Genomic DNA, 16,444 nt, shown 5'->3' on the forward strand with positions numbered 1-16,444 from the left:
TCCGTTCGAGAAGGATTGCGGGACGATGGTTTCAGGGAAGAAGCGTACGCGCGCGCGTAGCGCGTGGCTGCTGTTGTGCGGGTTCGTATTGGTTGGCACTGCCACCTTCGCCAGCGCCGCGCAGGCTGCCGACAAATCGCAGCAGGCCTATTGGGCCGGTTTTGCCTACACCGCCGACCAGAGCGCCGTTGAAGCCAGCACCCCGCGTGCGGCTGCGGTGCTCAAGGCGCGTGGCCTGGCCCCGCTCAACCAGGCCCTGTGGGCCCGGCTGCAGGCGCAGCGCCCGGCCAGCCTGGAACTGATCGACCAGCCGCTGGCGATGCTTGATGGCACCACCAGTGCCACGGTACTGGCCACCGCGCTGGACCGCGAGCTGGTGTCGATCGAACCGATCGGTGGCCAGTACAAGGTGCTGGTGGAAGTGGCGCTGCAGGCGCTGTTCTTCGATTTCCGCGAACGCCAGGTGGTGGCGTCCTACCCGATCACGCTGCAGCGCATCGACGTGATGGAGTTCCTGCCGGACGAGGACGACATCGACGCGATCGTGGCCGACCTGCTGTACGGCAAGGCCGCCACCGGCCTGCCGCAGGTGCTGGCCGATACGCTGGCCAAGGCAAAGCTGCCGGCCGCGTCGACGCGCCGCCTGCAGGTGGGCGAGGTAACCCTTTCCGATGCGGTGCGCGCCAAGCTGCCCGATGCGGTGGATGAGCAGGTGCTGCGCGCCACGCTGGCCCATGAACTGTCCAAGACCCTGTCATCCAACACCGGCATCGGGCTGCTGCCGCCGGCCACCGGCCAGGCGATCGGCGGTGCGATGGCCGCGCGCTTTGCCGACGGCAAGGTGTACCAGCTGAAGATCCCCGAGCCGGATTACGTGGTGAAGCTGCGCCTGGATGCGCTGAAGAACGGCGTGATCAATGAAACCCCGGCGATGAAGACGATGCTGTTCGGCGCGTTCTTCCAGGCCACGGTGGTGGAGCCGTTCTCGGGCAAGGTGTTCTTCGACCAGCCGCTGCGCAAGGGCGCCACCAAGGTGGTGCCGTCGACCCAGTGGCACGTTGACCAGTGGTCGGCCAGCTACGAAACCACGCTGGCCGGCCTGGACGCCTTCGCCGGCGCCGCCGCCAAGCGCGCGGATTCGAAAGCGTGGCTGGACGAACAGAAGCCCGGCGGCAAGCCGCTGCAGCAACAGACCCAAGCCCTCCAGGAGTTGATCACCTCATGCCGTTGATTCGTGCCGTACTGCTGATTCTCATTGCACTGCTGGTTGCCGCGCCGGTTTCGGCGCAGACCGCCAGTTCCCGTGGTACCGGTTCGGCCAGCTATGGCCTGCGCCTGAGTGCCGATACCCGCGCGCAGGCCCTGAACAAGGCCAAGGTCAATGCACTGGAGGCGTACATCGCCGAATCCGGCGCGGCCAAGCTGCGCCTGTTCGAAGACCGCCGCGCCGAGTTCATCGGTGAAATCGACCGCTACGTGCTGTCGGCGGTGCCGCTGTCGGACACCGAAGACAAGAAGGCCAAGACCTACACCGTCAGCGTCCGCGCCGAAATCAACACCACCCTGCTGCAGACCAAGCTGGATGCCGGCTCGGCCACCGCCGGTGCACGCAGCAACGAGCGGTCGATGCTGACCTTCCTGTTCATGGCGCGCTCGCAGGACACCGTGCAGTCGTTCCAGGACAAGGAATACCGCCGGGTCGACGCCAGCCAGAGCTACGACGAGAAGACCCGCGAAGGCGACAGCTTCCGTGGCAACTCGGTGAGCACCAACGGCAGCATCAACCAGAACGCGTCGGTGTCGATCACCGCCGGTGGCAGCACCACCGCGCGCAGCGACAACATCGCCTGGAAGGTGGCCAACGCCAACGAGATCAACACCGCGATGACCGGCGCGTTCAGCGCAGCCGGCTATGAAGTGGTGGAAGCGGAATACGTGGAAGGCGAATCGCGTGGCCTGCTGAGCATCGAGCGCATCCGCAAGGACTTCAGCACCGGCAACGACCTGTCGGCCGCCACCCTGCGCGATACCGCCAATGGCATCAAGGCGGCCAACATCCCGTACCTGGCGGTCGGCACGCTGGACGTGGGCATGCGTGACCGCGATCCGGTCAGCGGCAACACCCGCGTGTTCGTCACCGTCACCGGCAAGGTGCTGGACGTGAGCGGCCGCTTCCCGAAGACCGTGTCGTCGGTGGGTCCGGTGCAGTTCTCCGGCACCGGTCCGAACGAGACCGTGGCCCGCACCAATGCGCTGCAGATCGCCGCCGAGAAGGGTGCGCAGCAGATGATCAACGAATTGAACGTCAAGGCCGTGCGTTAAGGCGTACCGACCAACGGTCGGTACCCACCGGTTCGCGCCAACATTTTCCAACAAGGAATTACCCAATGATCCGCAAGACCCTCATCGCCCTGGCCATCGCCACCACCTTCGCCGCCCCGGCGCACGCGCAGTTCGGCAAGCTGAAGGACCTGGCTGGCGGCGGCAACAGCGCCGCGGCCGCCTCGGCCGGCGCCCCGGACGAAGCCGCGCAGGAAGCGCTGGTGCGTCGTTTCGTGTCCTCGCAGTCGCACTCGATCGACGCCCAGACCTCCTTCGCCAAGGCCTTCGGCCTGGCCGAGCAGGTCAAGCTGCTGGAAGCCGAGCGCATGGCGCTGTCGTCCGGTTCGGTCAACGTGGACCAGATGAAGAAGTCGGTGTCGGTCAGCGAAGCAGCCCAGGCTGCGATCGACGAGCGCGTGGCCGCGCAGCCGGAGCTGAGTGCCGAATCCAAGCAGCACTACACCACCGGGCTGGTCGCCCTGGTCGCCTCCGCTGCCGAAGGCCAGAAGCTGAGCGGTGAAGCCAGCAACTTCGCCAACGGCATGAAGAGCCTGAGCGGCACCCAGCTGGTCACCGTGGGCCGCAAGCTGGCCGCCGGTGCGTGGGTGGCCAAGGAATCGCCGGGCTACCTGAAGGGCCTGTACTCCTCGTCGAAGGCCGCGCTGACCTTCGCCCGCGCCGCCAAGATCAAGGTGCCGGGCAACGCCGAGTCGATGCTCGACAGCCTGTAATCGAAAGGAACGCCACGCATGCAGACCTCATACCGACTGTTGAGCCTGGCCCTCACCGCTGCCCTGCTTGCCGCCTGCGGCAAGCAGGAGGCACCGGTGGAGACCGCGGCGCCGAAGGCCGAATCCAAGCTGGACGCACCGGCTGAAAAGCCGCTGCGCGGGTCCCCGGATTTCGGCGGCACCACCCAGGTGGCGCGCGAAGCCGATGGCATTGGCAGCACGCCGGAGCTGGCGGTGCTGGCCGCGCTGCAGTCGGCGGTGGCGCAGGTCAACGGCGTGCGTGTCGCCAGCCAGATGCAGAGCCTGCGTGCGGGCCTGCATGTGGACGTGGACGGGGAACACGTCGGCGATATCCGCGCCGACGCGTTTTCCCAGCAGATGATTGCCGCTTCCCAAGGGGCGGTGCTGGGTTACGAGATCCTCTCGCAGGAAGAAGTCAGCCAACTCGATGAGGAAGTGATTGCCCGCGTGCGCGCCAGCGACGCCGGCTACAGTTATTCGGCGTCTGCCTCGGCCAGTGGCTCGGCGCAGGCGCAGGCAGAGGCTGCCGGTGGCGGGAGTTCCGCATCGGCCAGCATCAAGGAAAGCTACAAGGAACAGGCCAGCGTGGATGCCAAGCGCGGCGCGCAGTCGTTCGAATCCGATGTCAGCCGCCGCACGATGCGCAGCTACTGGAAGGTGCGCGTGCGCGCCGATATCGCCAAATACCGCGCCCCGGACGAACAGGGCCGGCCGAAGATCGTGGTGGCCCAGCCACACGTGCGCAGCGGCACCTATGCCGTCGGCGATGGCCGGGTGGCCAGCGATGAAGTGGCCGCGGCCATTCGCGCGCGCCTGAACGACACGCTGACCCAGACCAAGCGCTTCATCGTGCTGGACCGTGAGTTCGGCGAGGAGATGCAGGCCGAGATCGACCACATCAACAGCGGCAACGTGCGCCTGCAGGACACCGCGCGGCTGGGCCAGCAGCTGGCCACCGACCTGATCCTGATTCCGACCATCGAACGCTTCGAGTACCCGCGCAGCGTGCGCAACCTGCGCATGTCCGACCGCCAGGTGACCTCGTATTCGGGTGGCGGGCGCATCACCCTGCGCCTGATCAACGCGACCACCGGTGAGGTGGTGATGTCCGACAGCTTCGACCACCAGCTGGCCTCGACCGGCCCGAGCACCCTGCCGCGCGTGGTGGATGGCAAGGGCATGGCGGCGGCGATGATGGATTCGCTGTCCGGGCAGATCGGCACGGCGATCATCACCGAGATCTTCCCGGTTTCGGTGGTGGCCATGACCGGCGACCAGGTGGTGCTGAGCCAGGGCGGTGAATCGCTCAAGGCCGGCCAGCGCTGGCAGGCGGTGATGCTGGGCGAGGAACTGAAGGACCCGCAGACCGGGCGTTCGCTGGGCCGCAATGAAACCCCGTGCTGCACGATCCGGGTGGACCGCGTGGCATCGCAGACCTCCTACGGCACCATCGAAGGCGGCGCGGACCTGGGGGGGGCGAGCTTCAAGCCCGGTTCGATCGAGCTGCGTTCGCAGGCCGGTGCGGTGAAGCCGGCCGCGTCGGCGGCGACGGTATCCAGCGGCAGCGCGAAGCCGAAGCCCGCGCGTGCGGCGGCCCCGTTGGCGGCGGCGCCGGTGGAAGATCCGAACGGGTGAAACAGCGTACCGACCAACGGTCGGTACCTACCGGGGCGTAAGGGTTGTTGAAAGGCGTACCGACCAACGGTCGGTACCTACCGGGGCGTAACGGTCGTTGAATGGCGCACCGACCAACGGTCGGTGCCTGCCGGGGTAGCGCACGACCGTTGGTCGTGCGGCGGCGCGCAGCGCCGGGCGGTTGCGCGCGGAAGGCGGAAACGCCGGGAATGGGTATGATCAGAGGATGATGCCCCTGTCCCGGAGAAAACGATGAAGCGAGTGGTTTTGAGCGTGCTGGCACTGTCGGTGTCCAGCGCCCTGATGGCGGCGACGCCGAAATTCGATGGCGCGCGGATCTCCGCCGACGTCAAGGAACTGGCCTCCGACGCCTATGAGGGCCGCTCGCCCGCCACGGCCGGCGAAGCGAAAACCATCGCTTTCCTCAGCAAGCAGTTCGCGGACGCCGGCCTGCAGCCGGGCGGCGACCTGAAAGATGGCAAGCGCCTGTGGACCCAGGCCGTGCCGCTGCTCAAGGGCGATATCGTCGGCACGCCGAGGCTGGCGCTGTCCAGCAAGGGCAAGCCGCAGTCGCTTACCCAGGGCCAGGAAATCGCGGTGCGCGCGGCCATGAACGGCGCGTCCGAAGTGGATATCCAGAACGCCCCGCTGGTGTTCCTGGGCTACGGCGTGAACGCGCCGGAGCGCAATTGGAACGACTTCAAGGACGTGGACCTGAAGGGCAAGATCGCCGTGGTGCTGATCAACGACCCGGATTTTGAAACCGGCGAAGGCGATTTCGACGGCAAGGGCATGACCTATTACGGCCGCTGGACCTACAAGTACGAAGAGGCCGCCCGCCAGGGTGCGCTGGGCGTGCTGATCGTCCACGAAACCGCGCCGGCCTCCTACGGCTGGGCCACGGTGGCCGGCTCCAACACCAACACCATGTTCGACGTGGTCCGCGACAACCCGGCCGAAGCGCACCCGCTGCTGGAAGGCTGGATCCAGCGCGACCTGGCGGTGGACCTGTTCAAGCGTGCCGGACAGGACTTCGAGGCGCTGAAGAAGCAGGCCCAGCGCCGCGATTTCAAGCCGGTGGAGCTGAAGGGCGAAACCCTGTCGGCCAAGTACGCGGTGAAGACCGAGGTGATCACCTCGCACAATGTGGCCGCGCGCCTGGAAGGCAGCAAGCACCCGGATGAAACGGTGGTGTACAGCGCGCACTGGGACCATATCGGCGTGGGCAAGCCGGATGCGAACGGCGACACCATCTTCAACGGCGCGCTGGACAACGCCAGCGGCACCGCTTCGCTGGTGGAACTGGCGCGTGGCTTTGCCAAGGGCAAGCGCCCGGAGCGTTCGGTGCTGTTCCTGGCCGTGACCGCCGAAGAGAAGGGCCTGCTGGGTTCGGAGTTCTACGCCAGCCACCCGCTGTACCCGCTGGCCAAGACCGTGGCGGTGATCAACATGGATGGCATGGCGCCGTTCGGCCCGTCGCGTGATTTCGGCATCTATGGCTCGGCCAAGCTGGAACTGCTGGACCAGCTGAAGGACGTGGCAAAGGGCTGGGATATCCGCTACACCCCGGACCCGAAGCCGGAAGCCGGCCTGTTCTTCCGTTCCGATCACTTCCCGTTCGCCAAGCGTGGCGTGCCGGCGGTGTCCTACTCGGCTGGCCAGGACTGGGTGGACGGCGGCGTGGCCGCAGGCAAGGCGGCCTCGGACGATTACACCGCCAAGCGCTACCACCAGCAGGGCGACGAGTGGCAGCCGGACTGGAAGTTCGCCGGCGCTGCCCGCGATCTGGAAGTGCTGTACACGCTGGGCAACCAGCTGGCCAACAGCCGCGCCTGGCCGAACTGGAGCGATGACTCGCAGTTCCGCGCACCGCGCGACGCCAGCGCCGCCGAGCGCAAGTAAGCACCACGCCCCGCCGGCACCTGCCGGCGGGGTATGGTCTTCGGCCTGCTGTACGTGGGACACGCATGGCGTGTCGCTACGCCCCCGGACCGGCCGTAGGGACACGCCATGCGTGTCCACGCGGTGCCTGGCACCCCGGCGCCACGCCGGCACCGTTTCATCCCTGCTTTCCCGGCTTCCATCGCATGGCGCTTGTGCCCTCCACGGGCACGGCTATCCTCACACCATCCCATCGTGAAGACGCCGCCGTGTTTGCCAGCCTTTCCCTGATTCTCCGTATTCTGGTGGCCTGGGCCGCGGCGATCGTCGTGGCCGGGTTCGTGTGGAGCGGCTTCTTCCACGGCATGGATGAAGGCCCGGGCTGGGTGTTCGGACTGCTGGCGCTGTTCCTGATGATCACCGCGCTGGGCAGCTGCATCACCCACCTGCGCCGCGTCTCGACCCTGGCAGGGCGGCTGGATGCGGCCACCCTGTCCAGCCGCCAGCGGCGCCAGATCGAACTGCCGATGGACGCCGGCGAGGCCTTCAGCCTGGTTGAACAGGCGATCAAGGAACTGCCGCGCGTGGAAGACATCGAAAGCGCCGCCGGCAGCCTGCAGGTGCGCGCCTATGTGCGCCGCGTGGACCCCTACAACGGCCGCCCGCCGTCGCGCTGGAACCTGCCGGCGCGCTGGGCGATCAAGCGCAACAGCGTGCTGGCCACGGTCACCCCGGGGCAGGGCACCAGCAGCGTGACCCTGGTCTTCGAACCCGATGCCGGGGTGTGGGCCGACCTGCTGGCGGTGGACGAAGGCAGCAACTACGAGAACGCCGAAGCGGTCAGCCGCGCCATCACCCGCCGCGTGTCTGAACAGCGCCGCGACGAGCAGGCAGCGGCCGAACAGACCGCCACGGAAAAGGAACTGTCGGTGGCGCGGCTGAACCTGCTGCACGCACAGGTGGAACCGCACTTCCTGTACAACACGCTGGCCAACGCGCAGGTACTGACCCGCACCGACCCGCCGCGCGCCGACCAGATGCTGGGGCACCTGATCCAGTACCTGCGCAGTTCGCTGCCGAGCGTGGACGAATCGATGTCCACCCTGGGCGTGGAGCTGGAGCGCACCAAGGCCTACCTGGAAATCCTCAAGATCCGCATGGGCGCGCGGCTGGCACTGCAGGTGGATGTGCCGCCGGCGCTGGAAACCGTACCGCTGCCGTCGATGGCGCTGCAGACGCTGGTCGAGAACGCGATCAAGCACGGGCTGGAGCCCAAGCCCGGTGGCGGCACGGTGTGGATCATCGCGCGCGCCTTCGATGACCACGTCACCCTGACCGTGGCCGACGACGGCCTGGGCTTCGGGCAGGGCAGCAGCGGCACCGGCATCGGCCTGAAGAACCTGCGCGAACGGCTGCGCCTGACCTGCGGTGAACGCGCCGGCGTGGCCATCGTGTCCAACTTCCCCAGCGGCGTGGCGGCAACGATCACCTTGCCGCGCGACGCACGCGAGGCGATCCATGCTGCTTGATGCTCTCATTGCCGAAGACGAAGACCTGCTGCGCCAGTCGCTGGTGGCCCAGCTGCAGCGGTTGTGGCCGGAACTGCGGCTGGTGGCCGAATGCGAAGACGGCGCCAGCGCGTTGGAGCGGCTGGCCGAACTGAAACCGGACCTGGCCCTGCTCGACATCCGCATGCCTGGCATAAGCGGCATCGAGGTCGCGCGCGCGCTGCCGGAAATCAGCCCGCGCACGCAGGTGGTGTTCGTGACCGCCTATGACCAGTACGCGATCGATGCCTTCGAGCAGGGCGCGATGGATTACCTGCTCAAGCCGGTCAGCGACGAGCGGCTGCTGGCCACGCGCGAGCGCATCCTGGCGCGCATGCAGATGGGCCGGCCGGACAACGCGATGCTGGAGCAGCTGCTGCAGCGCCTGGGCCAGCAGCCCGGGGCGCACTCGAACGCGCCGCCGCTGGCGTGGATCACCGCCAGCAATGGCCGCGATACGCAGCTGATCATGCTCGAAGACGTGGTCTACTTCCGCGCCGACAGCAAGTACACCACGGTGGTGACCGAGGCCGGCGAAAGCCTGCTGCGCACGCCGCTGCGCGAGCTGCTGGAAGTGCTGGACCCGCAGCGCTTCCGCCAGATCCACCGCTCCACGATCGTCAACATGAAAGCGGTGGCGGCGGTGAGCCGTGATGACACCGGCCGTGGCCAGCTGCGCCTGAAGCAGCGGCCCGAAGTGCTCAACGTGAGCCAGCCGTTCATGAGCCTGTTCCGCGGCATGTAAAGAAACAATGCCACCGTGTTCGCGCACGGTGGCATTGGGATCCCCCTGGACCTGGTGGGGTCAGAAGGCCGGTTGCAGGTGCAGGTTCTGGCCGGGGTCGGGTTCGCCGACGTGGTTGAGCTGGCCGACCAGTTCCGAATGCTGCTTCATGCGCCCGATCTCCCGCATGATGCGGATGTCTTCGTGGCGCAGCTCACGCCTGGCGGTGACCGCCTGCTTGTAATCGAGCACTTCCGGGTAGAGCTGGGCCATGTCCAGCGCTTCGGCCACGCATTCCACGGTGTCGGCATCGGAGGTGATCCGCGCCCGGCTGTTGAACGCCTTCATCCAGCGCTCGAAGCCGGCGGTGTGGTCGAACATGTTGGCCATGAACCAGATCACGAACAGGATCGAGACCCACGAGCCGAACACGATCACCACGCGGGTGAAGGTGATATGGAAGTCGTCCTTCCACAGGTAGTTGGCGATCAGCCCGAGGATCAGCAGCGAGGCCGCCTGCCAGCCGACGATGGACGCCATCAGCCACTGGCCCTTGGCCTTGGCCAGGGTGGCCACTTCTTCGCGGATCTGCTGCTCACTCTTGTTGCGCCAATGCGCGACCTGCTTTTCGAACGGGCTGCCGTAGAGCTCGTTGTCCTGGAGCAGTAAACCTAAACCTTTGAACAAAGCGATCATCACGGGCTCCTTCGGGAACGTGCAGCGGCGCATTTGGACGGACGGTGAGGCGGGTTCAGTTCTAGCACTTTCATTTCGCTTGGCAATGGGCAGTGCGACAAAACGCCGCAGGGGAGATAACTGAATACGCAAGACGCGGATTTTTTTGCGCGGTGCGGCATCGAAAAGTGCTCGAAAAACCGAAAAATCGGCCGGGTTTTCTGCTGCACTCGCACAATTCGCGGACGGGGCAGCGCCACAGCGTGGCCCGGGCGTCGCAGATCACGCAGAATTGACGCAACCGCGCAGGATCGCGGTCCTCTCGACCCCCTGGAAGGCCCCCGATGTCGTCACTGCTGCACCGTCTCACCGCCCCCGCCACCGTACCGATCCGGCGCTGGGTGCTGGGTGCGTTCCCGCGCGGGCAGAGCGGCATCGATTACGACCACCCGCTGGGCGACCCGGGTTGGTTCGGCCCGGACAGCGTGACCTGGCGGGTGCATGCCGAGTTTCCCGGGATGCTGGCAGGTGGGCTGTGCGCGCTGATGCTGCAGACCCTGCACCCGCTCGCGCTGGCCGGGGTGTACGACCATTCCAACTTCCGCGATGACCTGGTGGGGCGGCTGCGCCGCACCACGGCGTTCGTGGCATGTACCAGCTACGCGGCGTCGGGCGAAGTGGAGGCGCTGGTCGGGAAGGTGAAGCGCATCCACGCACACGTGCGCGGGCAGACGCAGGATGGGCAGGCGTATTCGGCCGATGATCCGGCGTTGCTGACCTGGGTGCATGTCACCGAGGCATACGGCTTCCTGCAGGGCTACCGGCGTTACTGCCGCGAGGTGCCGGAGCCCATCGCCGACCGGTACTACGACGAGTACCGGCGCGTGGCCGAAGCGTTGGGTGCCACCGATGTGCCGGCTTCGGAAGCGGAGGTGGAAGCGTATTTCGCGCGGCAGCAGACGCTGCTGCGGTTCGATGCGCGCTCACGTGAAGTGCTGGCGGTGTTGTCCAGCATCCGGCTGCCGGTACCGATGGCGGGGCTTTCGCGCGAACTGTTCCTCGGCGCCGGTGCTGCGCTGCTTCCAGAGTGGGCCACGACGATGCTCGAACGAACGCCGTTGCAGCGCACCCAGGCACGGGTTTCCGCGCGATTGCTGCAGGGCATGTCGCCCTTGTTCCGCCGCGCGCTGCAGGACGGCGTAGCGGCGCGCGCCTGCGCGCGTGTAGGCGTGCCAACAAGCACGCTCGCCCATTGGTGAACCGGATGACGGATCGGTAGGGTCGGTTCCCAAACGACTGCCGATAACGTGTGCGATTTCATTTACGCATGACCTGAAACGAAGGCGTCTCTCCTTCAACGTCATGCGTCCCCGTGCCGATCATCGCTATCGGCAGTCGTTTGGGAACCGACTCTACCAGCGGGCCCATGCCCCTCAAAAAAACGGGCGCCGAAGCGCCCGTTTTTGTCACCACACCTTGACCCGCTTTTCCGGGGCCAGGTACAGCTTCTGGCCGTCCTTCACCTCGAAGGCGGGGTACCACGCGTCCAGGTTGCGCACGGTGAGCGCGCGGAACTGGCCGGGGGCGTGCACGTTGGTCAGCAGCGAATTGCGCAGTGCCTGTTCGCGGGCCTTGCTGCGCCACGCCTGGGCGAAGCCCAGGAAGAAGCGCTGGTCAGGCGTGAAGCCTTCCAGGGTCTGGCCCGGCTTGCCCTGCAGCGACAGCTGGTAGGCGTCGTAGGCCGTGGCCAGGCCCGCCACGTCGGCGATGTTCTCGCCCAGCGTGAGGCGGCCGTTGACCGACACGCCCGGGAACGGCTGGTAGCTGCTGAACTGCGCAGCCAGCGCATCGCCGGCGGCATTGAACTTCTTCAGGTCCTCGGCCGTCCACCAGTTGTGCAGCTTGCCGGTTTCATCGAACAGCGCACCGGCGTTGTCGAAGCCATGGCTGATCTCATGGCCGATCACCGCGCCGATCGCGCCGTAGTTCACCGCATCATCGGCGGCACCGTCGAAGAACGGCGGCTGCAGGATCGCGGCCGGGAACACCAGGCGGTTTTCCAGCGGTACGTTCATGGCGTTGATGGTCTGCGGCAGCATCGCCCATTCGCTGTGGTCCACCGGCTGGCCCAGCTTGGCCAGGTTGCGGCGGTACTCGAACTGGCTGGCGCGCTCGGCGTTGCCCAGTGCATCGTCGCGCTTCACTTCAAGGCCGGTGTAATCGCGCCACTTGTCCGGGTAGCCCATGCCCACGGTGAGGCCTTCGACCTTGGCCTTGGCGTGCGCCTTGGTTTCCGGCGACATCCATTCCAGCGCATCGATGCGCTTGGCGAAGGCGGCGATGATGTTCTTTGCCATTTCATCGGCGCGCGCCTTGGTGGCCGGGTCGAAGTGCTTTTCGACATACAGCTTGCCGATCGCTTCGCCCACGGCGTTGTTGCTCTCATCCACCGCACGCTTCCAGCGCTCGCTCTGCTGCGGGGTACCGTTGAGGGTGGTGCCGTGGAAGGCGAAGCGCGCATCGGCCAGTGCCTTGGGCAGGTACGGCGCGGCGCGGTCCAGGGCGTGGAAGGTCAGGTAGTCCTTCCACACATCCAGCGGTTCGGTGGCGACCAGGCGCGAAATGCCGGCCACGGCCTTGGGCTGCCACACGATGAAGTCGTCCTGCTTGTCCAGGCCGGCGGCGGCCAGGAACGCGGCCCAGTCCATGCCCGGCGCCTTCGCGCTCAGGTCGGCCTGCTTCCACGCATTGGCACCCTTGGCCACGTCGTTGGTTTCTTCCTGGGTGGCGTGCGCCTGCGCGATGCGGGTTTCCAGCGCCAGGATGCGCTGCGCCTTGGCGGCCGGGTCGGCCACGCCGGCCAGCTGCAGCACCTGGGCGATATAGGCCTGGTACTGCTTGCGGATCTCGGCCATGCGGCCGCCCTGCAGGTAGAAGTCGCGGTCAGGCAGGCCCAGGCCACCCTGCACCAGGTAGGGCGCATTGCGGTCCGGCTGCAGCAGGTCCACCGACACCCAGGTGCCGAACAGGCGGTCGGTGTAGAAGTTGGTGGCGTTGAGCAGGTCCACATCGGCGCGCAGGGTGCCGCCCAGGGCGGTGGCCAGCGCGGCCTTGTCGCCGATGCCGCCGATGGCATCCAGCTCGGGCTTGATCGCGCCCATGCCGCGCGATTCGATTCCGGCCTCGTCCATGAAGGCGGCGTAGTAATCGCCGATCAGCTTGGTTTCGCCGCTGGCCTTGGTATCAGCGGCGGCGCCTTCGAGGATGGCGCGGGTGTCGGCCAGCGTCTTCTCGGAAATGACGTTGAAGCTGCCGTAGCTGGAGCGGTCGGCCGGAATTTCGGTGTTCTTGACCCAGCTGCCATTGGCGAAGCCGAAGAAGTCATCGCCGGCGGCGACGCTGCGGTCCATGCCGGCGGCATCGAAGCCGAAGCTGCCCAGCTGCGGCTTGGGCGCGGCGGGCGGGGCGGCGGTATCGGCCGGCGGGGCGGCGGTCGGCGCGGCCGCATCGCGGTCGCAGGCGGCCAGGCCCAGCGACAGGCTGGCGGCAATGGCAAGCATCAGGGTGGGGCGGCGCAGCTTGGACATGGACTTCTCAGGCAACGGGGAAACCCCAAGTCTAATCCGCCGCCCGGCCCGCGAACCGGCGGGATCTGGCGGGAGTTGTGGCCGCATTGGGCTGCGTCAAGGTGTGACGGCTGTCGCACCCCTTCCCGAGCCGGGCGGGCTGGTGCATGCTGGGGGCAAGGCGCTGGGCCAAGGCCTTGCCCGTTGGGAACGGGCAAGAGAGACGTCAAGAAATTGCGACGTCGGCCGCTCAGGTTTGGGGAAACCAGGAAGCGTTTACATGAAGTCAGGCCGTCACCGAGGTAGAGGTACGCGATGCCCGCGCTGAGCCAGCCCATGGCGCGGCCGCTGCGCACCATCGTGTGGCTGGGGATCGGCCTGGGCCTGCTGCTCGGTGCGGGCCTGGTGGTGATGCTGGCCAATGATTACCAGCGCCGGCTGGAGGCCGCCCAACGGCAGAGCACGGCGCTGGCCACTGGTTCGCAGCGCCTGCTGCGACTGGAACTGCGCAACCTGGAACGCGCCATGCGCGGCATCGCCGCCGACGGCGCGCAGCTGTTCGAGCACGTGCCGGCGCAGGCACCGGACCTGCTGGACGATGCGATCGATGGGGTGCTGCAGCGGCATGCGGAGCTGGAAAGCATCGTGGTGGTGGACCAGTTCGGCCGTGCCCTGACCAGCGGCGGCGGTGACCTGACCCTGCCGCTGTGGGCGGTGGAGGCGCATCGTGGCCAGGACAGCCAGCTGTATCTGGGCCCGCCGCAGGACCTGGACATGCGCCGCTGGGTGCTGCCGCTGGCGCTGCGCATGGGCGAGGACCGGTGGCTGCTCAGCCGGCTGCATACCAGCGAGCTGCAGTCGATCATCAGCGGGCTGGATATCGGCCTCCACGGCGTGCTCTCCATCAGTGATGTCACCGGCCATCTGCTGGCGCGCAGCCCCGACAACGACGGCTTGACCGGACAGCAGTTCAAACTGCAGCGGCGCGACCTGCTGGGCAGCGATACGGTGCTGCCGCTGGGCGTCGAACACAGTCCCATCGACAAGGTCGAGCGCATCACCACCCTCACCACGCTGGCCGAGTACCCGTTGGCGGTGTACGCCGGGCTGGGCCGGCAGGATGTGCTGGCGCCGTGGTGGCCCTACGTGCAGGCCTCGATCGGCCTGTACCTGCTGTACTGGGGGGCGTTCGCGCTGGTCTACACCAGCCTGCGCCGTGCCACCCGCCGCCAGGATGCGATGAGCGAGGAGCTGCGCACCGGCCATGCCGAGCTGCGCATGGCCCACCAGGTCGGCAAGATCTGCACCTGGACGGTGGACGAGGACGCCTCGGTGCTGCGCTGGTCGCCACTGGCGCGGGAAATATTCGGCATCCCGCTCGATTCCCTGCCGGTGGCCGATTTCTTCAACCGGGTGCACCACGAGGATGCACAGCGGTTGCAGGCGGCGTTCGACGATGCGTTTGCCGGCAATGGCGTGCTGGATGAGATGTTCCGCATCGTGCTGCCCGGTGGTGCCACGCACTGGGTATCGGCGCGTGGCCAGCAGGTGGGTGGCAGCGACCGCGAGCGGCGCATGATCGGCGCGCTCACCGACGTGAGCGAGCGGGTCCAGGCGCTGGCACGCGCGCAGCAGGCCGAGCGCCAGTTCCGCCTGCTGTTCGACCGCAACCCGGCACCGTTCTGGGTGTTCGATCCGGACACTCTGCGGTTCCTGGAAGTGAACGAAGCGGCGGTGCGCCAGTACGGCTACAGCCGCGACGAATTCCTGGCGATGAGCATCCTGGACATCCGCCCACGCGAAGGCTGGGAGGAAATCCGCGGCGCGATTGCTAACGCCACCAGCGGCGACCTGCAGGATGCCAAGGTGCGCCTGCACCGGCGCAAGGACGGCACCGTATTCGAAGTGCGCGCGCACCTGGCGCGGTTGGACTTCGACGGGCGCGAGGCCTGCCTGGTGCTGGCCGAGGACATCAGCGACCGCATGGCCTATGAGCGCGACCTGGCCTACCACGCCACCCACAACCCGGCCACCGGGCTGCTCAACACGCGCGCGCTGGCCGCGCAGCTGGATGAGGAAGGCGGCAGCTACACCATCGCCTACGTGCAGTTCCGTGGCCTGCAGCTGGTGGCCGATACGCTGGGCCGCGAAGTGGGCGACGTGGTGCTGCAGGCCATGGCCAAGCGCCTGGGGGGGCTGGGCGTGCGCTATGGGTTGCTGGCGTTCCAGCCGGCCGAGGATTTCATCTTCGCCATCCGCGACGACCACGAGCGCCAGACCGCGCTGGATACGCTGGTGCAGACCGTCTCCGAACCCGTGCGCGGACAGGACTGGCTGCACCAGTTCGAGCCGCGCATTGGCGTGGCGGTGAAGTTCGACGGCGATGTGGTCAGTGCCGAACAGGTGATCGGCATGGCCGCGCAGGCCGCGCATGCCGCGCGCGACGAAGGCAGCGTGATTGCCTGGTTCGACAGCGCGGTGAGTTCGCGGCTGGCCGACCGGCTGCGGCTGGCCGGGCGCATCCACAGCGCGATCGATGCCGAATTCGCGCTCTACTTCCAGCCGATCTGCCACGCCAGCGATGGCAGCCCGGCGGCGCTGGAGGCGCTGCTGCGCTGGCCGCAGGCCGATGGCAGCTTCATTCCGCCGGGTGAGTTCATCCAGCTGTGCGAAGACACCGGGTTGATCCTGGCGCTGGGCCGCTGGGTGATCCGTGAAGCAGCGCGTGCGCAGCGCCAGCTGGTGGATGCCGGCTGGGACCTTCCGATCGCGGTGAACGTCTCGGCGGTGCAGTTCTTCAACAGCGACCTGGTGGCCGAGTTCAGCCGCGCCAGCCAAGAGTTCGGGCTGGCGCGCGGCGCGCTGCACGTGGAGCTGACCGAGAGCAGCCTGATGCGCAAGCCGGGCCAGGCCAAGCAGACCATGCAGCGCATGCACGAACAGGGCATCCATATTTCGCTGGACGACTTCGGCACCGGTTATTCGAACATGTCCTACCTGCAGCACCTGCCGCTGGACATCCTGAAGATCGACCGCAGCTTCGTGGCCGATGTGGAAACCAACCCGCGCAACGCCTCGATCTGCCGCGCGCTGTTGTCGCTGGGCCACAGCATGGGCCTGACGGTGATCGCCGAAGGCGTGGAAACCCCGGGCCAGCACGAATGGCTGGCCGCGCACGGCTGCGACCAGGTGCAGGGCTTCCTGCTGGGCCGCCCGGCACCGCTGGCCGAAGTGATAGAACGGCTGGAAACCGCCGCCGCGTAAAACGGCGGCCGGGATGCCGAACGGTAGCGCCGACTGTTAGTCGGCTGCATCATCAGGCGCAGGGCTACGGGCAGCCAT

11 protein-coding genes are annotated in these 16,444 nt (G+C 67.2%); 9 read left to right on the forward strand and 2 right to left on the reverse strand.

Annotation, left to right across the window (positions count from 1 at the left end; all coding sequences use genetic code 11):
• Positions 1 to 25 precede the first annotated feature (25 nt).
• The 7 genes from ACQG3P_RS05390 (at position 26) to ACQG3P_RS05420 (ending at position 8,882) form a co-directional block, all read left to right on the forward strand.
• Entirely contained in the window at positions 26 to 1,231 is a 1,206-nt protein-coding gene (locus ACQG3P_RS05390; RefSeq protein ID WP_237334311.1) for a hypothetical protein, read from the forward strand.
• The gene (locus ACQG3P_RS05395; RefSeq protein WP_320458166.1) at positions 1,222 to 2,322 is read left to right on the forward strand and encodes a hypothetical protein; all 1,101 of its coding nucleotides are present in this window, start codon (positions 1,222 to 1,224) and stop codon (positions 2,320 to 2,322) included. Before ACQG3P_RS05390 ends, ACQG3P_RS05395 begins: the two co-directional genes overlap by 10 nt.
• A 65-nt stretch (positions 2,323 to 2,387) precedes the next feature.
• On the forward strand, positions 2,388 to 3,053 hold the full coding sequence (locus ACQG3P_RS05400) for a hypothetical protein (RefSeq protein ID WP_068848935.1): 666 nt from the start codon (positions 2,388 to 2,390) through the stop codon (positions 3,051 to 3,053).
• Positions 3,054 to 3,071: 18 nt separating this feature from the next.
• Entirely contained in the window at positions 3,072 to 4,709 is a 1,638-nt protein-coding gene (locus tag ACQG3P_RS05405; RefSeq protein ID WP_426804426.1) for a CsgG/HfaB family protein, read from the forward strand.
• 252 nt (positions 4,710 to 4,961) lie between these two features.
• Positions 4,962 to 6,611 (forward strand): M28 family metallopeptidase, encoded by a 1,650-nt coding sequence (locus tag ACQG3P_RS05410; RefSeq protein ID WP_426804427.1) that lies wholly within the window; start codon positions 4,962 to 4,964, stop codon positions 6,609 to 6,611.
• 248 nt (positions 6,612 to 6,859) lie between these two features.
• Positions 6,860 to 8,119 (forward strand): sensor histidine kinase, encoded by a 1,260-nt coding sequence (locus ACQG3P_RS05415; RefSeq protein ID WP_093533046.1) that lies wholly within the window; start codon positions 6,860 to 6,862, stop codon positions 8,117 to 8,119.
• Positions 8,109 to 8,882, forward strand: coding sequence for a LytR/AlgR family response regulator transcription factor (locus tag ACQG3P_RS05420; protein ID WP_068848943.1), 774 nt, complete (start codon positions 8,109 to 8,111; stop codon positions 8,880 to 8,882). The genes ACQG3P_RS05415 and ACQG3P_RS05420 overlap by 11 nt, the downstream gene beginning before the upstream one ends.
• 60 nt (positions 8,883 to 8,942) lie before the next feature.
• Here ACQG3P_RS05420 and ACQG3P_RS05425 read toward each other — a convergent pair whose 3' ends face one another.
• A complete protein-coding gene (locus ACQG3P_RS05425; protein ID WP_068854530.1) occupies positions 8,943 to 9,557 on the reverse strand; it encodes a hypothetical protein in 615 nt (204 codons plus the stop codon).
• Between the two features lie 323 nt (positions 9,558 to 9,880).
• On the opposite strand from ACQG3P_RS05425, the gene ACQG3P_RS05430 reads away from it, so the two are divergent.
• Complete coding sequence (locus ACQG3P_RS05430) at positions 9,881 to 10,795, forward strand: oxygenase MpaB family protein (protein ID WP_426804428.1); 915 nt, start codon at positions 9,881 to 9,883, stop codon at positions 10,793 to 10,795.
• A 207-nt stretch (positions 10,796 to 11,002) separates the two neighbouring features.
• On the opposite strand, the gene ACQG3P_RS05435 is transcribed toward ACQG3P_RS05430, so the two are convergent.
• On the reverse strand, positions 11,003 to 13,123 hold the full coding sequence (locus ACQG3P_RS05435) for a M13 family metallopeptidase (RefSeq protein WP_426804429.1): 2,121 nt from the start codon (positions 13,121 to 13,123) through the stop codon (positions 11,003 to 11,005).
• 294 nt (positions 13,124 to 13,417) lie between these two features.
• Here ACQG3P_RS05435 and ACQG3P_RS05440 point away from each other — a divergent pair, with 294 nt between their 5' ends.
• Positions 13,418 to 16,366: a bifunctional diguanylate cyclase/phosphodiesterase gene (locus tag ACQG3P_RS05440; protein ID WP_426804430.1), complete on the forward strand. Its 2,949-nt coding sequence runs from the start codon at positions 13,418 to 13,420 to the stop codon at positions 16,364 to 16,366.
• The last annotated feature ends 78 nt before the right edge of the window (positions 16,367 to 16,444 follow it).

This window comes from Stenotrophomonas sp. SrG (assembly GCF_050031795.1).
Lineage (GTDB): Bacteria > Pseudomonadota > Gammaproteobacteria > Xanthomonadales > Xanthomonadaceae > Stenotrophomonas > Stenotrophomonas rhizophila_A.